The organism is Pseudomonas sp. BF-RE-21 (genome assembly GCF_019947305.1).
GTDB classification, from domain to species: Bacteria; Pseudomonadota; Gammaproteobacteria; order Pseudomonadales; family Pseudomonadaceae; genus Aquipseudomonas; species Aquipseudomonas migulae.
In genome coordinates, this window is sequence record NZ_JAGYGF010000058.1 from 19,823 (window position 1) to 42,525 (window position 22,703).

General features: G+C 58.9%; 20 protein-coding genes. 17 read left to right on the top strand and 3 right to left on the bottom strand.

Annotated features, from left to right (window positions below):
* Nucleotides 1-58: 58 nt before the first annotated feature.
* The 6 genes from KGB25_RS25825 (at nt 59) to KGB25_RS25850 (ending at nt 9,891) form a co-directional block, all read left to right on the top strand.
* Nucleotides 59-1,741, top strand: a complete 1,683-nt coding sequence (locus KGB25_RS25825; protein ID WP_008025929.1) for a fatty acid--CoA ligase — start codon at nt 59-61, stop codon at nt 1,739-1,741.
* A gap of 337 nt (nt 1,742-2,078) precedes the next feature.
* Nucleotides 2,079-4,049, top strand: coding sequence for a DUF1302 domain-containing protein (locus KGB25_RS25830; protein WP_223437260.1), 1,971 nt, complete (start codon nt 2,079-2,081; stop codon nt 4,047-4,049).
* Nucleotides 4,050-4,077: 28 nt separating this feature from the next.
* Nucleotides 4,078-5,442 (top strand): DUF1329 domain-containing protein, encoded by a 1,365-nt coding sequence (locus KGB25_RS25835; RefSeq protein WP_008037263.1) that lies wholly within the window; start codon nt 4,078-4,080, stop codon nt 5,440-5,442.
* Between the two features lie 174 nt (nt 5,443-5,616).
* Nucleotides 5,617-8,355, top strand: coding sequence for a LuxR C-terminal-related transcriptional regulator (locus KGB25_RS25840; RefSeq protein WP_008037274.1), 2,739 nt, complete (start codon nt 5,617-5,619; stop codon nt 8,353-8,355).
* 87 nt (nt 8,356-8,442) lie between these two features.
* Nucleotides 8,443-9,084: an MBL fold metallo-hydrolase gene (locus KGB25_RS25845; RefSeq protein WP_207286096.1), complete on the top strand. Its 642-nt coding sequence runs from the start codon at nt 8,443-8,445 to the stop codon at nt 9,082-9,084.
* Between the two features lie 102 nt (nt 9,085-9,186).
* Complete coding sequence (locus KGB25_RS25850) at nt 9,187-9,891, top strand: OmpA family protein (protein ID WP_008037276.1); 705 nt, start codon at nt 9,187-9,189, stop codon at nt 9,889-9,891.
* A 275-nt stretch (nt 9,892-10,166) separates the two neighbouring features.
* Here the strand turns inward: KGB25_RS25850 and KGB25_RS25855 are convergent, their stop codons facing one another.
* Nucleotides 10,167-10,601 carry a YhcB family protein gene (locus tag KGB25_RS25855; RefSeq protein ID WP_008025941.1) on the bottom strand — a complete coding sequence of 145 codons (435 nt, stop codon included), beginning with the start codon at nt 10,599-10,601 and terminating at the stop codon, nt 10,167-10,169.
* A gap of 144 nt (nt 10,602-10,745) precedes the next feature.
* Here KGB25_RS25855 and KGB25_RS25860 point away from each other — a divergent pair, with 144 nt between their 5' ends.
* From KGB25_RS25860 to zapE, 3 genes are all read left to right on the top strand, one after another.
* Nucleotides 10,746-11,375, top strand: coding sequence for an alpha/beta hydrolase (locus KGB25_RS25860; RefSeq protein ID WP_223437261.1), 630 nt, complete (start codon nt 10,746-10,748; stop codon nt 11,373-11,375).
* A 24-nt stretch (nt 11,376-11,399) separates the two neighbouring features.
* Nucleotides 11,400-12,755 carry a tryptophan--tRNA ligase gene (locus KGB25_RS25865; RefSeq protein WP_008037280.1) on the top strand — a complete coding sequence of 452 codons (1,356 nt, stop codon included), beginning with the start codon at nt 11,400-11,402 and terminating at the stop codon, nt 12,753-12,755.
* A gap of 90 nt (nt 12,756-12,845) precedes the next feature.
* The gene (gene zapE, locus KGB25_RS25870) at nt 12,846-13,940 is read left to right on the top strand and encodes a cell division protein ZapE (RefSeq protein ID WP_008025947.1); all 1,095 of its coding nucleotides are present in this window, start codon (nt 12,846-12,848) and stop codon (nt 13,938-13,940) included.
* A 144-nt stretch (nt 13,941-14,084) separates the two neighbouring features.
* Here the strand turns inward: zapE and KGB25_RS25875 are convergent, their stop codons facing one another.
* Nucleotides 14,085-14,981, bottom strand: coding sequence for a GlxA family transcriptional regulator (locus tag KGB25_RS25875; RefSeq protein ID WP_177318159.1), 897 nt, complete (start codon nt 14,979-14,981; stop codon nt 14,085-14,087).
* A 244-nt stretch (nt 14,982-15,225) separates the two neighbouring features.
* Here KGB25_RS25875 and KGB25_RS25880 point away from each other — a divergent pair, with 244 nt between their 5' ends.
* Nucleotides 15,226-16,362: an acyl-CoA dehydrogenase family protein gene (locus KGB25_RS25880; protein WP_223437263.1), complete on the top strand. Its 1,137-nt coding sequence runs from the start codon at nt 15,226-15,228 to the stop codon at nt 16,360-16,362.
* 80 nt (nt 16,363-16,442) lie between these two features.
* Here KGB25_RS25880 and KGB25_RS25885 read toward each other — a convergent pair whose 3' ends face one another.
* The gene (locus KGB25_RS25885; protein ID WP_008025952.1) at nt 16,443-17,483 is read right to left on the bottom strand and encodes an NADP(H)-dependent aldo-keto reductase; all 1,041 of its coding nucleotides are present in this window, start codon (nt 17,481-17,483) and stop codon (nt 16,443-16,445) included.
* A gap of 245 nt (nt 17,484-17,728) precedes the next feature.
* On the opposite strand from KGB25_RS25885, the gene rplM reads away from it, so the two are divergent.
* From rplM to KGB25_RS25920, 7 genes are all read left to right on the top strand, one after another.
* Nucleotides 17,729-18,157 carry a 50S ribosomal protein L13 gene (gene rplM, locus KGB25_RS25890; RefSeq protein WP_007905295.1) on the top strand — a complete coding sequence of 143 codons (429 nt, stop codon included), beginning with the start codon at nt 17,729-17,731 and terminating at the stop codon, nt 18,155-18,157.
* A gap of 14 nt (nt 18,158-18,171) precedes the next feature.
* On the top strand, nt 18,172-18,564 hold the full coding sequence (gene rpsI, locus KGB25_RS25895; protein ID WP_003228056.1) for a 30S ribosomal protein S9: 393 nt from the start codon (nt 18,172-18,174) through the stop codon (nt 18,562-18,564).
* 267 nt (nt 18,565-18,831) lie between these two features.
* A complete protein-coding gene (gene petA, locus KGB25_RS25900) occupies nt 18,832-19,425 on the top strand; it encodes a ubiquinol-cytochrome c reductase iron-sulfur subunit (RefSeq protein ID WP_008025954.1) in 594 nt (197 codons plus the stop codon).
* Nucleotides 19,425-20,636, top strand: coding sequence for a cytochrome b (locus KGB25_RS25905; protein WP_007943720.1), 1,212 nt, complete (start codon nt 19,425-19,427; stop codon nt 20,634-20,636). Before petA ends, KGB25_RS25905 begins: the two co-directional genes overlap by 1 nt.
* Nucleotides 20,636-21,418, top strand: a complete 783-nt coding sequence (locus tag KGB25_RS25910; protein WP_008025956.1) for a cytochrome c1 — start codon at nt 20,636-20,638, stop codon at nt 21,416-21,418. The genes KGB25_RS25905 and KGB25_RS25910 overlap by 1 nt, the downstream gene beginning before the upstream one ends.
* A 151-nt stretch (nt 21,419-21,569) precedes the next feature.
* A complete protein-coding gene (locus KGB25_RS25915) occupies nt 21,570-22,187 on the top strand; it encodes a glutathione S-transferase N-terminal domain-containing protein (RefSeq protein WP_007905304.1) in 618 nt (205 codons plus the stop codon).
* Nucleotides 22,188-22,203: 16 nt separating this feature from the next.
* Nucleotides 22,204-22,617, top strand: a complete 414-nt coding sequence (locus KGB25_RS25920) for a ClpXP protease specificity-enhancing factor (protein WP_008037283.1) — start codon at nt 22,204-22,206, stop codon at nt 22,615-22,617.
* Nucleotides 22,618-22,703 lie beyond the last annotated feature (86 nt).

A 22,703-nucleotide genomic window follows, 5' to 3' on the forward strand; every position in this document is an offset into this window, starting at 1 on the left:
GAAGGGCACTAGAGTGCTTACTTTCAGCCACGACCGTGCAGTCAGAAAAGGGATTCTTATGTTGCAGACTCGCGTTATCCCCCCAGCCGAAGGCGCTTACCAGTATCCGCTGCTGATCAAACGGCTGCTGATGTCCGGCGCGCGCTATGAGAAAACCCGCGAGATCATTTACCGCGATCAATTGCGCTACAGCTATCCGACCCTGATCGAACGGGTCGCACGCCTGGCCAACGTGCTGACGGCGGCCGGCGTCAAGGCCGGCGATACCGTGGCGGTGATGGACTGGGACAGTCATCGTTATCTGGAATGCATGTTTGCCATTCCGATGATCGGCGCGGTGATCCACACCATCAACGTGCGCCTGTCGCCGGAACAGATCCTCTACACCATGAATCACGCCGAGGACCGCTTCGTGCTGGTCAACAGCGAATTCGTCGGGCTGTACAACGCGATTGCCGGGCACCTGACCACCGTCGAGAAAACCCTGCTGCTGACCGACCTGCCGGAAAAAACCGCCGACCTGCCGAACCTCGTCGGTGAATACGAGCAGTTGCTGGCGGCCGCGAGCACGCAGTACGACTTCCAGGATTTCGACGAAAATTCGGTCGCGACCACCTTCTATACCACCGGCACCACCGGCAATCCCAAAGGCGTGTACTTCACCCATCGGCAATTGGTGCTGCACACCATGGGCGTGTCGACCATCATGGGCGCCATCGACAGTGTGCGGCTGTTGGGCACCAACGACGTGTACATGCCGATCACCCCGATGTTCCATGTGCACGCCTGGGGCTTGCCGTATGTGGCGACCATGCTCGGGCTCAAGCAGGTTTATCCGGGGCGCTACGATCCCGAATACCTGGTGGAGCTGTGGCGCAAGGAAAAGGTCACCTTCTCGCATTGCGTACCGACCATCCTGCAGATGGTTCTCAACGCCAAGGCGGCGCAGGGCACCGACTTCGGCGGCTGGAAAATTGTCATCGGCGGCAGTGCATTGAATCGTGCGTTGTACGAAGCCGCCAAAGCCAAAGGCATTCAGCTGACCGCCGCGTACGGCATGTCGGAAACCGGCCCGCTGGTTTCCTGTGCGCACCTCAACGATGAGCTGATGGCGGGCACCGAAGACGAACGCACCACGTACCGGATCAAGGCCGGCGTGCCGGGGCCTTTGGTGGAAGCGGCCATTGTCGACACCGACGGTAACTTCCTGCCCGCCGATGGCGAGACCCAGGGCGAATTGGTGCTGCGTGCGCCGTGGCTCACCGAAGGCTATTTCAATGAGCCGCAGAAGGGCGCGGAGCTCTGGGCCGGTGGCTGGCTGCACACCGGGGACGTGGCGACGCTGGACAGCATGGGCGTGATCGACATTCGCGACCGGATCAAGGACGTAATCAAGACCGGCGGCGAATGGATTTCCTCCCTGGACCTGGAAGACCTGATCAGTCGCCATGCAGCGGTACGCGAAGTAGCAGTGGTGGGCATTGCCGATCCGCAGTGGGGCGAACGCCCGTTTGCCTTGCTGGTGATCCGCGAGGGCCATGTAATCGGGGCCAGGGAACTCAAGGAGCACCTCAAGCCATTTGTGGAACTGGGGCACCTGAGCAAGTGGGCCATCCCGAGCCAGATCGCCCTTGTTACTGAAATTCCCAAGACCAGTGTCGGCAAACTCGACAAGAAGCGAATTCGCCTCGACATCACTGAATGGCAAGCCAACAACAGCACCTTCCTCTCGACGCTTTAAGCGTCTTCCGGCGTGCCCGAAATGGCACGCCAGCCCCACCAAGCAAGCGCTTGGCTTGTGAAATCAGAATTTTCAGCCATCATTCCCGTGCCGACAGGTGTCGGCTTGGCGAAAGGACTGTTCCAGAGTGGCCGGCAGCTGCAAATCACACTTTAGAGGGATCAAGCAGTACTACCTGCTGGCTATAGTCCGCTCAAGGATTTTTAAGAACGGGGCACACGCACAAAACGGGGCGATGCAACTTTGGAGTGAATTCGGAATGCCTTGGCTTCCGGTCAACCACAGCGTTTTTAAAAGTACTCAATGCCATAACAATAATGCACATGGAGTAGCGTCGATGACATCAGTAAACCAGTTCTGGCGCCGGGCAAAACTGCCTCTGGCTGTCAGTCTTGCCTCTACGCTCGCCGGGCCCGCATTCGGCGTCAGTTTCAACGTTGGTGAAATCGAAGGTCAGTTCGACTCATCCCTGTCGATTGGTGCCAGTTGGTCTACCGAGAGCGCCAACAAGAACCTCATCGGCGTCAACAACGGTGGTCGTGGCCTGTCCCAGACCTCCGATGACGGCCACTTGAACTTCAAGAGCGGGGAAACCTTCTCGAAGATCTTCAAAGGCATCCATGACCTTGAATTGAAATACGGCGACACCGGCATCTTCGTCCGGGGCAAATACTGGTATGACTTCGAACTCAAGGACGAAGACCGTCCGTTCAAGGACATCAGCGACAACAACCGCAAGGAAGGCGCCAAGTCCTCCGGCGGGCAAATTCTCGACGCCTTCGTCTACCACAACTACTCGGTTGCCGATCAGCCGGGTTCCGTGCGTCTGGGCAAACAAGTGGTCAGCTGGGGCGAGAGTACGTTCATCGGCGGCGGCATCAACTCGATCAACCCGATCGACGTTTCCGCGTTCCGCCGTCCAGGTGCCGAGATCAAGGAAGGCCTGATCCCGGTCAACATGTTCTACGTGTCCCAGAGCCTGACCGAGAACCTTTCCACGGAAGCGTTCTATCAACTGGAATGGGACCAGACCGTTACCGACAACTGCGGTACGTTCTTCTCGCAACCGGACGTGATTTCCGATGGCTGCGATAACAACCTGGCCGTGCTGCGGACCCGTAACGGGCTCAACAACTCGTTGGCGGCCGCTCGTTTGCCAGCCGCCTCGCGCAACGCGGTCCTCAACACGCTGGCTGCCAGGGGCGTGAACTGGGGTAACCCGGACGAAGGCGCGATCGTTCGTCGTGGTCCGGATCGCGATGCGCGTGACAGTGGCCAGTTCGGCGTGTCCTTCAAGTACATGTTCGAGCCGCTGGACACCGAATTCGGTGCCTACATGATGAACTACCACAGCCGTGCGCCGATTTTCAGCGGCAAGGGGGCTCCGGCGAGCGCCTATAACGCACAGGCACTGGGTGGCGCTCTGACTGGCGCACTGGTTGGCACAGGCATTCCGCTGGGAACCGCAGCTGGCATCGTGGGTGGCGCGAACGGACTGGCGGCGCAAACCCTGCCATTGGTGGTGGCGGGTAACTCCAGCTACTTCATCGAATACCCTGAAGATATTCGGCTTTATGGCCTGAGCTTCTCCACCACGTTGCCTACCGGCACCGCCTGGAGTGGTGAGTTCAGCTACCGTCCGAACGCACCGGTACAGCTCAACACCACCGACATCCTCTTTTCCGGCCTGACGCCACTGAACCCGAGCGTTTCCGTGCTGCAAGGGCAGCCTGGTGCGGATCAGCATGGCTATCGTCGCAAGGAAGTGTCTCAACTGCAGACAACCTTCACCCACTTCTTCGATCAGGTGATGGGTGCCGAGCGACTGACGTTGGTGGGCGAGGTTGGCTGGACTCACGTCGGCGGCCTGGAAAGCACTTCGAAAGCCCGTTACGGACGTGACCCGAGCTACGGCCCAGGTCCATTGCCAAACGGTCAGTGCCAGGCATTGAACGCTTCGACCCTGGCAGGCGGTCCGCAAAACAACGTCAACCGCTACTGCGAAAACGATGGCTTCACCACGACTGACTCCTGGGGCTATCGCGCTCGTGCGATCTGGGAATACAACGACGTGATCGCCGGTGTGAACTTCAAGCCGAACATCGCCTGGTCCCATGACGTCGACGGTTACTCACCTGGCCCTGGCGGCAACTTCGAGGAAGGTCGCAAAGCGGTCAGCCTGGGTCTCGATGCCGAGTACCAGAACACCTACACCGCGTCCCTGGCCTACACCAACTTCTTTGACGGCAAGTACACCACCGTGGATGACCGCGACTTCGTTGCGCTCAGCTTCGGCGTGAACTTCTAAGCACTGCATTTTCAGGACGAACACACCTATGAAAACAACAAAGAGTCTGTTCAACGCTGGAGTTCTGGGGCTAACGCTGCTGGCGACCAGTGTGATGGCAGCGGTCCCTGCGGCCGAAGCGGACAAGCTGGGCAAGAGCCTGACGCCAATGGGCGCCGAGATGGCGGGCAATGCTGACGGTTCGATTCCAGCCTGGAAGCCGATGGCGAAGAACGCCGGCACCGCCGATGCCAAAGGTTTCCTGTCCGACCCGTTCGCCAGTGAAAAACCGCTGTTCACCATCACGGCGCAGAACGTCGATCAGTACAAGGACAAGCTTGCTCCAGGCCAGTACGCGATGTTCAAGCGTTACCCGGAAACCTTCAAGATGCCGGTTTACCCGTCCCATCGCGGCGCGACCGTGCCGGATGACGTGTTCGCTGCCATCAAGAGAAACGCCACCGCCACGGAACTGGTGTCCGGCGGCAACGGGCTGAAAAACTTCGAGACAGCCGTACCGTTCCCGATTCCAAAGAGCGGCGTTGAGGTTATCTGGAACCACATCACCCGTTATCGCGGTGGCAGCGTGACCCGTCTGGTGACCCAGGCCACCCCGCAGCCGAACGGCTCGTACAGCTTGGTGTACTTCCAGGATCAGTTCGTATTCCGCGACAAGATGAAGGATTACGATCCGGCGAACCCGGGCAACATCCTGTTCTACTTCAAGCAGGAAGTGACCGCGCCTGCACGTCTGGCCGGTGGTGTGCTGCTGGTGCACGAAACCCTCGATCAGGTGGCGGAACCACGTTCGGCGTGGGTCTACAACGCCGGTCAGCGTCGTGTGCGTCGTGCTCCGCAAGTGTCTTATGACGGGCCGGGTACCGCGGCGGACGGCCTGCGTACCTCCGACAACCTGGACATGTACAACGGTGCACCGGATCGTTACGACTGGAAGCTCGAAGGCAAGAAAGAGATGTACATCGCCTCCGACAGCTACAAGCTCGACGATCCGAAGCTGAAGTACGCCGACATCATCAAGGCCGGTCACATCAACCAGGACCTGGCTCGTTACGAGCTGCGTCGGGTCTGGCATGTGGTTGCAACCCTGAAGGAAGGTCAGCGTCACATCTACGCCAAGCGTGACTTCTACATCGACGAAGATACCTGGCAAGCAGCGGTCATTGATCACTACGACGGTCGCAATCAACTCTGGCGTGTAGCGGAAGCTCACTCCCAGAACTACTACAACGTTCAAGTGCCTTGGTACACCCTGGAAGCCCTCTACGACCTGCAGTCCGGCCGTTACCTGGCACTGGGCATGAAGAACGAAGAGAAGTCGGCATACAACTTCGGTTTCACTGCCACCACCAGCGACTTCACGCCGGCGGCATTGCGTCAGACCGGGGTTCGTTAACCTGAACTGAACAGAGGCCGCATCCTCGAAAGAAGCCCCGACTGGTTCGGGGTTTTTTTTTGTTCGTAGACTTTTTGTAGCCATTTGTAGCAATAACCTTCATTACCTCTTCGTTTACCGCTAGTCTGCGGACATCTGCAACGCCGCCAACAGCATTTCAAACAAGAGCCGGCCATGACTGATCTGTCCCCACTCCCGGGCCATGCAAGCGTTACCGTCGCAACATTGGACGGGCGTTTTTATCGGCCTCCGCTGCCCGACGGCCATGTGCTGCGGCCTCGTTTATGCGAGCGCCTCAGTGCCGGTCTCGGTGGCCGGCTGCTGCTGGTCAGCGCGCCGGCGGGGTTTGGCAAGAGCTCATTGGCTGTGGAGTTCTGTCAGGGGCTGCCGGCGCATTGGCAAAGTCTCTGGCTGGGGTTGAGTCCGCGGGACAACGATCCAGGCCGTTTTCTGGAGCGATTGCTCGAAGGCCTTCAGGACTTTTTTCCGCAGTTGGGCCGCCAGTCTCTGGGGCTGCTGAAAATGCGCCAGCGGCATCAGCCGTTTGCTTTTGAAGAATGGCTGGACGGCTTGCTCGATGAGTTGGCCGTGCACCTGTTGCCGACAGCGCCATTGCTGCTGGTCCTCGATGACTATCATCTGGCCCAGGGGCCGGTGCTCGATCGTTGCCTGCAGTTTTTCCTCAATCACCTTCCCGACGGCTTGCTGGTGATGGTCACCAGTCGCCAGCGTCCGGACTGGCATCTGGCGCGGCTGCGGTTGTCGCGACAATTGCTTGAGTTGCATGAGCAGGATCTGCGCCTGACCCACGACGAAGCCTTGACCCTGCTCGATCGGCACAGCAGTTCGTTGCGTGGCGAAGCACTGGAAAACCTGATCCAGCGCAGTGAAGGCTGGGTTGCCGGCTTGCGTTTCTGGTTGCTGGCGGCTTCCGAAGCGGGTTCCGACGGTGCGTTACCCCAGTCCCTGCACGGTGGGGAAGGGCTGATTCGCGATTACCTGCTTGAAGAAGTCATCGATTGCCTGCCCGCCGAGGTGCAGTCGTTCCTTTATGACACGGCCCCTCAAGAGCGTTTTTGCAGCGAGCTGTGCGATGCCGTTCGCGAAGCGCATGACAGTGCCGAGATCCTGCGTTTTCTGCTTGCGCACCAAGTGTTCCTCGTACCGCTGGACGAACATGGCCACTGGTACCGCTATCACCATCTGTTTTCCGACCTGCTGCGCACCCGGCCAACCTCACAGGCGATGGTGCCGGCGGCCAGCCTGCATCTGCGCGCGTGTCGCTGGTTCAATGCCCAGGGCCTGCTCGATGAGGCGGTGGAGCAGGCGTTGCGCGCCGGGCATCTGGATGTCGCGGCCAACCTGGTGCAGAACCTTTCGGAAGAGCAATTGCTGGCGGAACAGAATGTCGGCATGTTGCTGCGCTGGAAAATGGACTTGCCCGACAGCCTGCTGATCAGCACGCCACGGTTGATCGTGCTTTACAGCTGGGCCTTGGGGCTGGCCTGTCAGCTCGACGCCGCCGAAGAGTTGGCCAATCATCTGAGCCGCTTCCTGCCGGCCCCGTCGGCCACTGCGCAGAAATCCATGCTGGCGCAATGGCTGGCATTGAGCGGGATCATTGCCCGCGGGCGCGGCAACCGCGAATTGACGCTGCTGTATTGCACCGAAGCGCTGGAAAGCCTGCCATCGAAACGCTACGGCCAGCGCCTGATGTGTCTCTCGACCCTTTCCAACCTGGCCATTGCCGACGGCGACTTGTGGCGTGCCCGTGGTTTGAACCGCGACTCGCTTGAACTGGCGCAACGGGTGGGCAATCCGTTGTTCGAAGCGCTGGCCCATTACGACCGGGCGCGCGTGTTGCAGGCGCGAGGGGAAATCCTGCGCTCGCTGGACGAAGTCCGTCAGGGACTGCAACGCCTGCAAGGGTTGTCGCCGCAACGGCTGTATGCCGTGCGTGCTCGATTGACCTTGTACGAAGGATTTCTGCTAGCCCTGCGCCTGCAACCACAGACCGCGCGGCTGCGTTTGCAGGCCGGTTTGACTGAGGCCCGTGCCTGTCGCGACATCAGTGTTTTGATCGGCCATTGCGTGATCGCCCGGCTCGAAGGCAGCAGCGGCGAGTTCGCCAAGGCCTTTGCCGAACTCGCCGAAGCCGAACGGCTGATGCACATCTGGGACGTCCCGCCGATTTACTACCTGGCGATGATCACCCTGGTCAAATGCGAACTCTGGCTGGCCCAGGGACGCACCGATCTGGCCGAAGCCTGGCTCGCACGACTGGGCCAGACCTACAACGGCGAAACGCCTGCGGCACCGCCGGAATTCCATCCGCAACTGCCACTGCATATCGAGTTGCAGCAGGCCTTGCTTGAGGTCATTCAGGCGCAGCCGATGCTGGCCGAAGGGCGATTGAATGCGTTACTCGAGCATGGTCAGCAAACCGGTCGGCAGTTGCTCAGTGTGATGGCGCTGACACAAAAAACCGAACTGCTCCTTGCGCACAACCGCGAGCCTGAAGCCCGGCAGTCCTTCGCTCAGGCCCTTGAAGCGGCCAGTGGCGGCGCGCTGCAGCCTTTTGATGGCTTGTTGAATAAATGCCCTGACTGGCTTCGCGAGCAACTGCAGAACTGCGCGAAAGCGACGGTATCGCAGAGCCTGTCGGAGCGACTCCCCGTTATCGCTGCACGCCTTGCTCCGGAGCCCTCACAAGCCTGCGAGCAACTCAGTTCCCGCGAACTGTCGGTTCTGAAACTCATTGCCCAAGGCTGCTCGAACCAGGAAATCAGCGATCAGCTGTTCATTTCCCTGCACACGGTTAAAACCCACGCCAGCCACATCAACAGCAAGCTCGGGGTTGAGCGGCGCACGCAGGCGGTGGCGAGGGCCAAGGCATTGGGAGTGTTGGGCTGACGTAGTGTGACGATACACAGGAGGTCAATGGCTGGACGCAATTGTGTGCGAAAATCCCCCGTCCCCGTTTTTATCGAGCATGCCCCGATGTCCCAACTACCGACCCTCATCCGCGAAACCTTCCCCGTAGGCCCGTTGCAGTGCAACTGCACGATCATCGGCGATCCGGTGACGAAGAAGGCCATCGTGGTCGATCCGGGCGGCAATCACGAATTGATCCTCGCCCGGCTCGATGCCCTGGGCCTGAAGGTTGTCAGCATCATCCATACCCATGCGCACCTCGATCACTTCCTGGCCTCCGGTCAGTTGAAGGAGAAAACCGGCGCGACCCTGCACTTGCACAAAGAGGATCAGTTCCTCTGGGACAATCTGGAGATGCAATGCCAGATGTTCGGTGTGCCGTACACGCCGGTTCCATCGCCGGATCGCTGGTTGGCCGACGATGAAGAACTCGCCTGCGGTTGCGGCGTGGCGTTGCACACGCCAGGTCATACGCCGGGTTCCATGAGCTTTTGGTTTTCAGAGGCTAAGCTGCTGATTGCCGGTGACACGTTGTTTCGTCGCGGGGTAGGGCGCACGGACTTGTGGGGTGGCGATCAGGCGACCATCGTGCGGTCGATCAAACAGCGCCTGTACACCCTTGATGAGGACGCAACGGTGGTGACTGGTCATGGTCCGGATACGCGTCTGGGTGATGAAATGCGCGACAACCCTTTTGTGCGGGCTTAAGGGGATCGACGGAATTTTCTGCGCCCGAAATGATCAAACGCCCGCAAAGAACCAATGCCTAAGACCCGTTGCATCCCAGAATGCAAAAAGTAGGAGCTCTTCATGTTCACCAAGCAGCGTTTGATTATTGTCGCTACGGCTGTGGCCTTGTTGTCAGGCTGCGCCTCGCCCAACCCATATGACAGCAGCCAGGGGCAGGCCGACGGTGGTTCCACGGGCATGAGCAAAACCGCCAAGTACGGCGGCCTCGGCGCTCTGGCGGGTGCGTTGGCCGGTGCCGCCATCAACCACGATAACCGTGGCAAGGGTGCGCTGATCGGCGCCGCCGTAGTGGGTGCTTCGGCTGCCGGTTACGGTTACTACGCCGACCAGCAAGAGAAAAAGCTGCGCGCCAGCATGGCCAACACCGGTGTTGAAGTGCAGCGCCAGGGCGATCAGATCAAGCTGATCATGCCGGGCAACATCACGTTCGCCACCGATTCGGCGAACATCGCTTCCAGCTTCTATCAGCCACTGAACAACCTGGCCGGTTCGCTCAAAGAGTTCAACCAGAACCAGATCGAAATCGTTGGCTACACCGACAGCACCGGCAGCCGTCAGCACAACATGGACCTGTCCCAGCGTCGTGCGCAGAGCGTGGCGACTTACCTGACGTCCCAAGGTGTCAGTGGTGCCAACCTGTCGGCGCGCGGCGCCGGGCCGGATAACCCGATTGCCAGCAACGGCGACGTCAATGGCCGGGCACAGAACCGTCGCGTCGAGGTCAACCTCAAGGCGATTCCGGGTCAAGAGTATCCACAGCAGTAAACGCAGCCCCTTTACCCACCTGACTGAACCCCAGGCGTAAAAAAAACCGCCCGATCCTAAACAGATCGGGCGGTTTTTTTGTGTCGCCAGTTCTGGCCCCTTCGCGGGCAAGCCCGCTCCCACAGTGACCGAGTCGCTTGATAGGTACGCGATCCCTGTGGGAGCGGGCTTGCCCGCGAAGGGGCAGAGTCGGCACCAAAGGTATTGGATCAGCAACAAAAAAGCCCCCGGACAATCACTCGTCCGAGGGCTTTTGTGTATCGCGCGAAACCTGATTACTTCTTCAGGCCGTAATGCTCATCAAGCATGCCCGGCGCGTTCGGGGCTTTGGGGGCGTAGTCGCGAGGCGGCTCCTGATTGCGCGGTGGCGTCAGGCGTTCCCGTGGGGCCGCTGCCGCGTCGGCGTGCAGCGAAGCCAGCAGGCGTTGGCGGGTTTGCTCGTCCAGGGCCAGGCGGTTGGCACCCTCGGCGAGGTGATCCTGCACTTCCTGATAGCTCTGAGTCAGTTTCTTGACCAGGTTTGCAGTGCTGTTGAAGTGGGTAACCACCTCGTTCTGATAACTGTCAAAACGTTCCTGAATGTCATCCAGCTGACGTTGGGTGCTGCTCGGCGCGGCGTTCGGCACCAGGCGAGCGATCAGGAATCCAATGGCGACACCCACAACCAGGGCAAGAGTCGGCAACAACCAAACTAAGAGCGAGTGTTCCACGAGTCCTTCCTCTATAAACGGCTTTGCTTTACGTTAACGGCTCGAACCTGCGCTGTATACCGCGATTCACTCGCAATACATCGGCACAGACAATTTGCTAGACGAGTCGACCCGATTCGAGGTCACGGAGTTCCTTCCTTGCTTATGCGCGAAACCCCTGTAGTGATTGACGGCCCGGTCGGGCAATTGGAAGCACTTTACCTGGATATCGAGCAGCCGCGCGGCATCGCGCTGATCTGCCACCCGAACCCGGTGCAGGGCGGCACCATGCTCAACAAAGTGGTCTCGACCCTGCAGCGCACCGCGCGCGATGCCGGTTTGATTACCTTGCGTTTCAATTACCGTGGCGTCGGTGCCAGCGAAGGCTCGCACGACATGGGGACCGGCGAAGTCGACGATGCCCAGGCAGCGGCCGCATGGCTGCGCGCCAAACATCCTGATTTGCCGCTGACGTTGTTCGGTTTCTCCTTCGGCGGTTTTGTTGCAGCAAGTCTCGGCGGACGCCTGGAAGCGCAGGGCGAACAGCTCAAGCATTTGTTCATGGTGGCCGCTGCTGTCACCCGGCTCAATGGTTACGACCTGCTGCCGGTGAACTGCCCGCTGACCCTGATCCAGCCGGAAACCGATGAAGTCATTGACCCGCAAGCCGTCTACGACTGGTCCGAGAAACTCGATCGTCCCCATGAGCTGCTGAAAGTGGCAGAATGCGGACACTTTTTTCATGGCAAGCTGACCGATCTCAAGGATCTGATCCTGCCGCGTCTTTCGAATTGATTGCAGTCTGACAAGCGATTACCCATGACGACTCGTACCCGTATCCTCACCGGCATCACCACCACCGGCACGCCGCACCTGGGCAACTACGCCGGCGCCATCCGCCCGGCGATCCTTGCCAGCCGTGACAGCAATGCCGATTCGTTCTACTTCCTGGCCGACTACCACGCCCTGATCAAATGCGATGACCCGCTGCGCATCCAGCGTTCGCGTCTGGAAATCGCCGCGACCTGGCTGGCCGGTGGCCTGGATGTGGACCGCGTGACGTTCTATCGCCAGTCCGACATCCCGGAAATCCCGGAGCTGACCTGGCTGTTGACCTGCGTTGCGGCCAAGGGCTTGCTCAACCGCGCCCACGCCTACAAGGCTTCGGTGGACAAGAACGTCGAAACCGGCGAAGACCCGGATGCCGGTATCACCATGGGGCTGTACAGCTATCCGGTGCTGATGGCCGCGGACATCCTGATGTTCAACGCACACAAGGTGCCGGTCGGTCGTGACCAGATCCAGCACGTGGAAATGGCCCGGGACATCGGTCAGCGTTTCAACCATCTGTTTGGCCAGGGCAAAGAATTCTTCACCATGCCCGAGGCGCTGATCGAAGAAAGCGTCGCGACGCTGCCCGGCCTCGACGGTCGCAAGATGTCGAAGAGCTACGACAACACCATTCCGTTGTTCAGCAGCGCCAAAGAGATGAAAGACGCGATCTCGCGGATCGTCACTGACTCCCGCGCGCCGGGCGAAGCCAAAGATCCAGACAATTCGCACCTGTTCACGCTGTTCCAGGCCTTTGCCACCCCGGCGCAGTCCGACGAATTCCGCAGCGAACTGTTGCAGGGCCTGGGTTGGGGCGAGGCGAAGAATCGTCTGTTCCAGCTGCTCGACAGTGAACTGGGCGAGTCCCGCGAGCGTTATCACCAATTGATCGAACGCCCGGCTGATCTGGAAGACATCCTGCAAATCGGTGCGAAAAAGGCCCGTGCCGTGGCGACGCCTTTCCTCAACGAGCTGCGTGAAGCGGTCGGCTTGCGTTCTTTCGTGGCCCAGACGCAAGTCGCGGCGACCACCAAGAAGAAAGCCGCGAAAGCTGCGCGTTTTGTCAGCTTCCGCGAAGACGACGGCAGTTTCCGCTTCCGCCTGCTGGCGGCCGATGGCGAGCAACTGCTGCTGTCGCGCAACTTTGCTGACGGTAAAACCGCTGGCCAGGTGACCAAGCAACTGCAAGCGGGCCAGCCTCTGGACGTGCGCAATCAAGACCTGAGCTTCAGCGTCTGGCTGGAAGGCGAATGCGTGGCCGATAGCCCGGCGTTCGCCGACACTGCTGCCCGTGACGTTGCCATCGACGCTCTGCGGATTGCGCTGACGCCGGTTCAGGAATAATCAACGGCTCGGTCCGACCAAGGGCCGATTGCCATTCCCACGGGCCATCGCTACAGTGACGGCCCGTTTTTGTTGCCTTGCTAACGAATTATGACGCCCCTAGAACGATACCAAGCTGATCTGAAACGCCCGGAATTCTTCCATGACGCCGCGCAGGAAACCGCCGTGCGCCATTTGCAGCGCCTGTACGACGATCTGGTCGCGGCCTCGCAGAACAAACCGGGCCTGCTCGGCAAACTGTTTGGCAAGAAAGAACAGGCGCCGGTCAAGGGCCTGTATTTCTGGGGCGGCGTAGGTCGCGGCAAGACTTACCTGGTCGACACCTTCTTCGAAGCGCTGCCGTTCAAGGAAAAGACCCGGACTCACTTCCACCGCTTCATGAAGCGTGTGCACGAAGAGATGAAGACCCTCGGTGGCGAGAAAAACCCGCTGACCATCATCGCCAAGCGTTTCTCCGACGAGTCGCGAGTGATCTGCTTCGATGAATTCTTCGTTTCCGACATCACCGACGCGATGATCCTCGGCACGCTGATGGAAGAGCTGTTCAAGAACGGCGTGACCCTGGTCGCCACTTCGAACATCGTCCCGGACGGTTTGTACAAGGACGGCTTGCAGCGTGCGCGCTTCCTGCCGGCCATCGCGCTGATCAAGCAGAACACCGAGATCGTCAACGTCGACAGCGGCGTCGATTATCGTCTGCGTCACCTCGAGCAAGCGGAGCTGTTCCACTTCCCGCTCGATGAGGCGTCTCACGAAAGCCTGCGCAAGAGCTTCCGTGCGCTGACGCCGGAATGCACGGCGGCCATCGAGAACGATGTGCTGATCATCGAGAACCGCGAAATCCGTGCCTTGCGCACCTGCGATGACGTGGCCTGGTTTGACTTCCGCGAACTCTGCGACGGCCCACGAAGCCAGAACGATTACATCGAACTGGGCAAAATCTTTCACGCCGTGCTGCTCAGCGGTGTCGAGCAGATGAGCGTCACCACCGACGACATCGCCCGACGCTTTATCAACATGGTCGACGAGTTCTACGACCGTAACGTGAAGCTGATCATTTCCGCCGAAGTCGAGCTCAAAGACCTCTATACCGGCGGTCGCCTGAACTTCGAATTCCAGCGCACCCTCAGCCGTCTGCTGGAAATGCAATCTCACGAATTCCTGTCCCGGGCACACAAGCCGTAGGAAATTTCGGAAAACGAAAAAGGCCTGCAATTGCAGGCCTTTTTTGTGCGTTGCAGATCCCCTGTAGGAGCACGGCTTGCCAGCGATGGCTATCTCAAGGACGCCATCGCCAGCAAGCTGTGCTCCTACAGGGTTTGCGGGGTTTTACGCCGCTTGCTGAAACTGCTGGCGATACTGGTTCGGCGACAACTCGGTGTGCTGGCGGAACAGCCGCGCGAAGAAGCTCGCATCGTCGTAACCGACTTCATAACTGATGGTCTTGATGCTCTTGCGGCTGCCGGACAGCAAGCCCTTTGCCGTTTCAATGCGCAGGCGTTGCAGGTAATGCAGCGGCTTGTCGCCGGTGGCGGTCTGGAAGCGGCGCATGAAGTTGCGGATGCTCATGCCGTGCTCGCGGGCAACGTCCTCGAAGCGGAACTTGTCGGCGAAGTGCTCTTCGAGCCAGTGCTGGATCTGCAGAATGATCACGTCCTGGTGCAGCTTCTGGCCACCGAAACCGATGCGTCCCGGCGAGTAGCTGCGTTGCACTTCATAGAGAATGTCGCGGGCCACGGCCTGGGCCACGTTGGCGCCGCAGAAACGCTCGATCAGATAGATATAGAGATCGCACGCCGACGTGGTGCCGCCGGCGCAATAGAGGTTGTCGGCGTCGGTCAGATGCTTGTCCTGATTGAGATAAACCCTCGGGAAACGCTCGGCAAAGGCATTGAAGAAGCGCCAGTAAGTGGTCGCTTCCTTGCCGTCGAGCAGCCCGGCTTCGGCGAGCCAGAACACCCCGGTGGCCTCGCCGCACAGTACCGCGCCGCGCGCATGCTGCTGGCGCAACCACGGCAGGATCTGTGGGTAACGTTGGCAAAGGGTTTCGAAATCGTCCCAGAACGCCGGGAGGATGATGACGTCAGCGTTTTCCAGGCCGCCGTCCACCGGCATGATCACGTCGCTGAAGCTGTTGACCGGTTTGCCGTCGGGGCTGACCAGGCGCGTTTCGAACGCCGGTGTCAGGCCCTGGCCCAGTTGTTTGCCGTAACGCAGGCTGGCCAGGTGGAAGAAATCCTTGGCTTGCATGAGGGTGGAAGCGAAAACCCGGTCGATAGCCAGGATGCTGACGCGCCGCAAGGGCGTGGAGACTTGGTTAGACATAATTCAACTTTATTCTTATAGGGGAAAGTGGTCACCAGACGGCTGGATCGTCTTATTTTTTGTCGGATGTGTCCAGTGTCCTGTATCGGAAGCGAGGCTTAGTCTCTGAAGGTCTATTCCTTCTAACAATAACGACAGGTGCCGCATGATCCCCAGAACCTTGTTCAGTCCCGAGCACGAACTTTTTCGCGACAGCGTGCGAACCTTCCTCGAAAAAGAGGCCGTGCCGTTTCATGGGCAATGGGAAAAACAAGGCTATATCGACCGCCAACTCTGGAACAAGGCAGGGGAGGCGGGGATGCTCTGCTCGCACCTGCCGGAAGAGTACGGCGGGCTGGGAGCGGATTTTCTCTACAGTGCGGTGGTGATCGAAGAGGTGGGGCGTCTGGGGCTGACCGGGATCGGTTTTTCCCTGCATTCCGACATCGTCGCGCCGTACATCCTGCATTACGGCAGCGAAACGCTGAAACACAAATACCTGCCAAAACTGGTGTCCGGCGAGATGGTCACCGCGATTGCCATGACCGAGCCGGGTGCCGGTTCCGACCTGCAAGGGGTGAAAACCACGGCGGTGCTCGATGGCGATGAATATGTGATCAACGGTTCGAAGACGTTCATCACCAACGGCTATCTCGCGGACCTGGTGATTGTCGTGGCCAAGACCGATCCGAAGGCCGGCGCGAAGGGCACCAGCCTGTTTCTGGTCGAGGCCGACACGCCGGGTTTTGCCAAGGGCAAGCGCCTGGAAAAAGTCGGCATGAAAGCGCAGGACACCTCGGAGCTGTTCTTCCAGGATGTTCGCGTGCCGAAAGAAAACCTGCTGGGCCAGGCCGGGATGGGCTTCGCGTATCTGATGCAGGAATTGCCGCAAGAGCGTCTGACGGTTGCTGTTGGCGGACTGGCATCGGCTGAGGCTGCGCTGCAATGGACGCTGGAATACACCCGCGAGCGCAAGGCGTTCGGCAAGGCGATTGCCGACTTCCAGAACACCCGTTTCAAGCTGGCGGAGATGGCGACCGAGATCCAGATTGGCCGGGTCTTCGTCGATCGCTGCCTGGAGTTGCACCTGCAAGGCAAGCTCGATGTGCCGACGGCGGCGATGGCCAAGTATTGGGGCACGGACCTGCAATGCAAGGTGCTCGACGAGTGCGTGCAGTTGCATGGCGGCTACGGGTTCATGTGGGAATACCCGATCGCCCGGGCGTGGGCGGATGCGCGGGTGCAGCGGATTTATGCCGGCACTAACGAAATCATGAAGGAGATTATTGCGCGGTCACTGTAGGAGCCGGCTTGCCGGCGATCGGTTCGGCGCGGCACCGCATCGTCTTTGATCGCTGGCAAGCCAGCTCCTACATGTGCGGGTTACGGTGCTGGATTCGGGTGATCCTTGTGGATCGCCTCGATCCCCGCCAGCACTTCATCGGAAAGTTTCAGCTCGAAGCTGGCAATGTTGCTGTCCAGTTGTTCCAGCGTCGTCGCGCCGATGATGTTGCTGGTCACGAACGGCTGCTGCGTCACAAACGCCAAGGCCATTTGCGCCGGGTCCAGACCGTGCTCGCGGGCCAGCGCCACATAACGGCTGCAGGCGGCTTCCGACTGTGGATTGAAATAGCGGCTGAAGCGGCTGTAGAGGCTCAGGCGACCTTTCGGCGGACGCGCGCCACCTTCGTACTTGCCCGACAGAAAACCGAACGCCAGCGGCGAATAGGCCAGCAGGCCGCACTGTTCGCGGATGGCGATTTCCGCCAGGCCGACTTCGAAGCTGCGGTTGAGCAGGTTGTACGGGTTCTGGATCGACACCGCACGCGGCCAGCCACGGGCTTCGGCCAGTGCCAGGAAACGCATGGTGCCCCACGGTGTTTCGTTGGACAGGCCGATGTGGCGGATCTTGCCGGCCTTGACCTGTTCGTCCAGCGCTTCGAGGGTGTCCTCCAGCGGGGTCAGGTTCGCTTCACTCTTGTGTTTGTAGCCCAGTTGACCGAAGAAGTTGGTGCTGCGCTCCGGCCAGTGCAATTGATAGAGGTCGATGTAGTCGGTCTGCAGGCGCTTGAGGCTCGCATCCACGGCTTCGGTGATGTGCTGGCGGTTGTGGCGCAGGTTTTTGTCGCGGATGTAGTCGATGGTGTTGCCGGGGCCGGCGATCTTGCTGGCCAGGATCCAGTCGGCGCGATCACCGCGGCTTTTGAAATAATTGCCGATGTAGCGCTCGGTGGTGGCGTAGGTTTCGGCTTTCGGTGGTACCGGGTACATCTCGGCGGTGTCGATGAAATTGATCCCGGCGCTTTTGGCCCGTTCAATCTGAGCGAAGGCTTCAGCTTCACTGTTTTGCTCGCCCCAGGTCATGGTTCCGAGGCAGATGGCGCTCACGTTCAGATTGGTTCGGCCTAGCTGTCGATAATCCATCAGGTGCTCCTTGGGCAAAACAATCATAAAAGCAGGTTGAAATATTTTTCGCAATCTGCATAATTGCGCACCTCTTTCTGCAGTGGAAGTGATGCGCCGCCGCCGAAGAATCTTGCCGTTGAACGGACGCGCCGACCCGAGCCCCCGAAAGCGTCTGTATCCGGCTGCCTTTGACTTGTCAAAGTACGCACTATTCAGTAAGATCCGCCGTCTAATTTACAGGGCGGCCCCTGAGGCTATAAAGAATGAAAACTTTTACTGCTAAACCGGAAACAGTACAGCGCGACTGGTTTGTCGTCGACGCTGCAGGTCAGACCCTGGGTCGTCTGGCCACCGAAATCGCGAGCCGTCTGCGTGGCAAGCATAAAGCTGAGTACACTCCTCACGTTGACACCGGCGATTACATCGTCGTTATCAATGCCGAGCAGATTCGTGTAACCGGTGCTAAAACCACCGACAAAATCTACTACTCCCACTCCGGTTTCCCGGGCGGCATCAAGTCGATCAACTTCGAAAAGCTGATCGCTAAAGCCCCTGAGCGCGTGATCGAGACCGCGGTCAAAGGCATGCTGCCTAAGAACCCGCTGGGTCGCGACATGTATCGTAAGCTGAAAGTCTATGCGGGCGCTGTACACCCTCATACTGCTCAGCAGCCCCAAGAACTGAAGTTTTAACGGAATAGTTCATTATGTCGGCGACTCAAAATTACGGCACTGGCCGTCGCAAGACCGCAACCGCACGCGTTTTCCTGCGTCCGGGTACTGGTAACATCTCCATCAACAACCGTTCGCTGGATAATTTCTTCGGCCGCGAAACTGCCCGCATGGTAGTTCGTCAGCCGCTGGAATTGACTGAGACTGTCGAGAAGTTCGACATCTACGTCACCGTGATCGGCGGTGGTGTAAGTGGTCAAGCTGGCGCAATCCGCCACGGCATCACTCGCGCTCTGATGGACTACGACGAAACCCTGCGTAGCGCTCTGCGCAAAGCTGGCTTCGTTACCCGCGACGCCCGTGAAGTTGAACGTAAGAAAGTCGGTCTGCGTAAAGCGCGTAAGCGTCCGCAGTACTCGAAGCGTTAATTCGCTTTCACGTTCAAAAAGAACGCCCAGTTTCCTCACGGAGCTGGGCGTTTTTTTATGGGTGCGATTTATCAAAGAATTGCTCTGTGACAACTTGCCACATCCGCAGAGCCCCTATACTACAAGGCTTGGCAGTGGAGCCCTTCGGTAATTACCTTGTCAGAATTGGGGCTTTTCATTACCATTCGGCAAAATTTTTATAAGTACATAGTTTTACTTAGTAGATGCCTGATTTAACAGGCCACAAAGCTGATGGGAGAGGACTGAATGAGCAATGACGGCGTGAATGCAGGCCGGCGTCGCTTCTTGGTAGCAGCCACATCCGTGGTGGGTGCTGCAGGAGCGGTGGGGGCTGCGGTCCCGTTCGTGGGGTCATGGTTTCCCAGTGCCAAGGCGAAAGCCGCAGGTGCACCGGTGAAAGTGAATGTCAGCAAAATCGAGCCAGGCCAGCAGATGATTGCTGAGTGGCGCGGTCAGCCGGTGTTCATTGTCCGCCGTACCGAGGAAATCCTGGGGAATCTGAAAAAGATCGAGGGCCAGCTGGCTGACCCGACCTCCAAGAACTCGACACAACCGACCTATGTCGACCCGGTTACGCGTTCGATCAAGCCAGAGGTTCTGCTGCTGATCGGTATCTGTACGCACTTGGGTTGCTCGCCGACCTTCCGTCCCGAAGTGGCACCTGCTGATCTGGGCAAGGACTGGGTGGGCGGCTATTTCTGCCCGTGCCACGGTTCCCACTACGATCTGGCTGGCCGCGTCTACAAGTCGCAACCTGCGCCTTTGAACCTGCCAGTTCCCCCGCATTCCTATGAGACCAATGAGATTATTGTCATTGGCGTCGATACGGAGAAAGCGTGATGAGCAAGTTCATGGATTGGGTTGATGCGCGCTTTCCCGCGACCAAAATGTGGGAAGACCATCTCAGCAAGTACTACGCCCCGAAGAACTTCAACTTCTTCTACTTCTTTGGTTCCCTGGCGCTGCTCGTTCTGGTCAACCAGATCGTTACCGGTGTCTGGCTGACCATGAGCTACACCCCGTCGGCGGAAGAAGCGTTTGCTTCCGTCGAATACATCATGCGCGACGTCGAGTACGGCTCGATCCTGCGTCTGCTGCACTCCACCGGCGCTTCGGCGTTCTTCATCGTGGTTTATCTGCACATGTTCCGTGGCTTGCTCTACGGTTCGTACCAGAAGCCGCGTGAGCTGGTGTGGGTCTTCGGCATGCTGATCTACCTGGCGCTGATGGCGGAAGCCTTCATGGGTTACCTGTTGCCGTGGGGCCAGATGTCCTACTGGGGTGCCCAGGTGATCATCTCGCTGTTCGGTGCGATCCCGGTTATCGGTAACGACCTGACTCAGTGGATCCGTGGTGACTACCTGATTTCCGGTATCACGCTGAACCGCTTCTTTGCCCTGCACGTTGTTGCCCTGCCGATCGTGATTCTCGGTCTGGTGGTGCTGCACGTTCTGGCGCTGCACGAAGTCGGCTCGAACAACCCGGACGGCGTGGACATCAAGAAATACAAAGACGAAAACGGCGTACCGCTGGACGGCATTGCCTTCCACCCGTACTACACCGTGAAAGATATCGTCGGCGTGGTGGTGTTCCTGTTCATCTTCTGCTCGATCGTGTTCTTCTTCCCGGAAATGGGCGGCTACTTCCTCGAGAAGCCGAACTTTGAAGTGGCGAACGCGTTCAAGACCCCAGAGCACATTGCTCCGGTCTGGTACTTCACACCGTTCTACGCGATTCTGCGGGCGGTTCCGGACAAGCTCCTGGGCGTTATCGCCATGGGTGCGGCCATCGCTGTACTGTTCGTCCTGCCATGGCTGGACCGTAGCCCGGTCAAGTCGATGCGCTACAAAGGCTGGTTGAGCAAAATCTGGCTCTGGGTGTTCTGCATCTCGTTCGTGATTCTGGGCGTGCTGGGTGTTCTGGCACCGACTCCAGGTCGTACGTTGCTGTCGCAGGTGTGTACTTTCCTGTACTTCGCCTACTTCATTCTGATGCCTTTCTACACCAGGCTCGAGAAGACCAAACCGGTTCCGGAAAGGGTGACTGGCTGATGAAAAAGCTATTTGCTGTACTGATTCTTGCTGCTTTGCCTGTACTGTCCTTCGCTGCCGAGCACGGTGGTCCTGAGTTGGAAAAGGTCGACATCGACGTTTCCGACAAGGCCGCCATGCAAGATGGCGCGCGTACATTCGCCAACTACTGCATGGGCTGCCACAGCGCCAAGTTCCAGCGCTATGAGCGTGTTGCCGACGATCTGGGCATTCCTCACGATCTGATGCTGTCGAAGCTGGTGTTCACTGGCGCCAAGATCGGCGACCACATGAGCATCGGCATGCAGCCGGCTGACGCCAAGACCTGGTTCGGTGCTGCACCGCCTGACCTGACCCTGGTGGCTCGTGTTCGCGGTACGGACTGGCTCTACGGCTACCTGAAATCGTTCTACGAAGATCCGTCGCGTCCTTGGGGCGTGAACAACAAGGTCTTCCCGAACGTGGGCATGCCGAACGTCCTGGTGGGCCTGCAAGGTCGTCAGGTCGTCGGTTGCAAACAGGTCCAGATCGTCGAAGACGGCAAGAAGCAATATGATCCGCTGACCGGTACCGCGCTGACTCATGAAGCGTGCGATCAGCTGACCATCGTGCCGAAGAGCGGTGCTCTGACCGAAGAGCAGTTCGATGAGAAGGTCAAGAATCTGGTAACCTTCCTCGCTTACTCGGCTAACCCGGTTAAGCTGCAGCATCAGCGCATTGGTACCTACGTCTTGCTGTACCTGGCGTTCTTCTTCGTATTCGCCTACTTGCTCAAGCGCGAATACTGGAAAGATGTGCACTGATAAAGTTTCAAGCAATTGCTGTTAATCGCGCGCGCCCAAGGGCGTCTCTGAAGGTGTAACGAGTCTGGTTTATCCAGGCGTTACGGGAGACGCCCTCTGGGCGCGCTCGTTTTTCCGCTTCCGATAATTTCAACAAGCGAGGAGGACCGCCATGGGCGTGACCAATCGGTTGGCCTGTTACTCCGACCCCGCCGACCACTATTCCCACCGAGTGCGCATCGTACTTGCAGAGAAGGGTGTCAGCGCCGAGATCATTTACGTGGAAGCTGGCCGCCAGCCGCCTAAACTGATTGAGGTGAACCCTTACGGAAGCCTGCCTACCCTGGTCGATCGTGACCTGGCGTTGTGGGAGTCGACCGTGGTGATGGAATATCTGGATGAGCGTTACCCGCATCCGCCTTTGCTGCCGGTTTATCCAGTGGCGCGTGCCAACAGCCGTTTGCTGATTCATCGTATTCAGCGTGACTGGTGTGGTCTGGTGGATCTGATTCTGGATTCGCGGACCAAGGAAGCTGCCCGTGTCGTTGCTCGTAAAGAGCTGCGCGAAAGCCTGACTGGCGTGTCGCCGCTGTTCGCCGACAAGCCGTTTTTCCTCAGCGAGGAACAAAGTCTGGTGGATTGCTGCCTACTACCAATACTCTGGCGTTTGCCGATTTTGGGTATTGAACTGCCACGGCCCGCCAAGCCGTTGCTTGATTATATGGAGCGCTCGTTTGCGCGTGAGGCTTTCCAGGCAAGTCTGTCTGGCGTCGAACGCGATATGCGCTAAGGCTTAAGGAGCCGCTATGAACTCCAGTCGACCTTATCTGGTCCGCGCGCTCTACGAGTGGATTGTGGACAACGATTGCACCCCGCACATGCTGGTCAATTCCGAGTATCCGTCGGTGCAGGTGCCTCAGGGTTTTGCCAGTGACGGACAGATTGTCCTGAACGTATCGCCGGCCGCCGTGCGTCATCTGCACATGGATAACGAAGCGGTCAGCTTCGAGGGGCGCTTCGGTGGCGTGCCGCACACCCTGTACGTGCCTATCGCATCGATCCTGGGCATTTACGCCCGGGAGAACGGTCAGGGCATGGTGTTCGATCTGGAATCGCCTATGGAGGACGAGGAAGAGATCGAGCCGGATGATGATCTTCCGCCGCCGGACAGTGAGCCACCGCGCCCAAGCGGTCGGCCAAGTTTGAAAGTGGTGAAGTAATAAAAAAGGCGATCCGAAAGGATCGCCTTTTTTATTACTTGTAGGAGCCGGCTTGCCGGCGATGGCGATTTCGAGGACGCCATCGC

Excerpts from the sequence above, each read along its gene's own strand:
- KGB25_RS25910 (WP_008025956.1), top strand. The coding sequence starts at position 20,636 with ATGAAAAAGCTATTTGCTGTACTGATTCTTGCTGCTTTGCCTGTACTG.
- rpsI (WP_003228056.1), top strand. The coding sequence starts at position 18,172 with ATGTCGGCGACTCAAAATTACGGCACTGGCCGTCGCAAGACCGCAACC.
- KGB25_RS25840 (WP_008037274.1), top strand. The coding sequence starts at position 5,617 with ATGACTGATCTGTCCCCACTCCCGGGCCATGCAAGCGTTACCGTCGCA.
- KGB25_RS25860 (WP_223437261.1), top strand. The coding sequence starts at position 10,746 with ATGCGCGAAACCCCTGTAGTGATTGACGGCCCGGTCGGGCAATTGGAA.
- KGB25_RS25830 (WP_223437260.1), top strand. The coding sequence starts at position 2,079 with ATGACATCAGTAAACCAGTTCTGGCGCCGGGCAAAACTGCCTCTGGCT.
- KGB25_RS25915 (WP_007905304.1), top strand. The coding sequence starts at position 21,570 with ATGGGCGTGACCAATCGGTTGGCCTGTTACTCCGACCCCGCCGACCAC.
- KGB25_RS25825 (WP_008025929.1), top strand. The coding sequence starts at position 59 with ATGTTGCAGACTCGCGTTATCCCCCCAGCCGAAGGCGCTTACCAGTAT.
- KGB25_RS25845 (WP_207286096.1), top strand. The coding sequence starts at position 8,443 with ATGTCCCAACTACCGACCCTCATCCGCGAAACCTTCCCCGTAGGCCCG.
- rplM (WP_007905295.1), top strand. The coding sequence starts at position 17,729 with ATGAAAACTTTTACTGCTAAACCGGAAACAGTACAGCGCGACTGGTTT.
- KGB25_RS25905 (WP_007943720.1), top strand. The coding sequence starts at position 19,425 with ATGAGCAAGTTCATGGATTGGGTTGATGCGCGCTTTCCCGCGACCAAA.
- KGB25_RS25920 (WP_008037283.1), top strand. The coding sequence starts at position 22,204 with ATGAACTCCAGTCGACCTTATCTGGTCCGCGCGCTCTACGAGTGGATT.
- KGB25_RS25865 (WP_008037280.1), top strand. The coding sequence starts at position 11,400 with ATGACGACTCGTACCCGTATCCTCACCGGCATCACCACCACCGGCACG.
- zapE (WP_008025947.1), top strand. The coding sequence starts at position 12,846 with ATGACGCCCCTAGAACGATACCAAGCTGATCTGAAACGCCCGGAATTC.
- petA (WP_008025954.1), top strand. The coding sequence starts at position 18,832 with ATGAGCAATGACGGCGTGAATGCAGGCCGGCGTCGCTTCTTGGTAGCA.
- KGB25_RS25835 (WP_008037263.1), top strand. The coding sequence starts at position 4,078 with ATGAAAACAACAAAGAGTCTGTTCAACGCTGGAGTTCTGGGGCTAACG.
- KGB25_RS25885 (WP_008025952.1), bottom strand. The coding sequence starts at position 17,483 with ATGGATTATCGACAGCTAGGCCGAACCAATCTGAACGTGAGCGCCATC.
- KGB25_RS25880 (WP_223437263.1), top strand. The coding sequence starts at position 15,226 with ATGATCCCCAGAACCTTGTTCAGTCCCGAGCACGAACTTTTTCGCGAC.
- KGB25_RS25850 (WP_008037276.1), top strand. The coding sequence starts at position 9,187 with ATGTTCACCAAGCAGCGTTTGATTATTGTCGCTACGGCTGTGGCCTTG.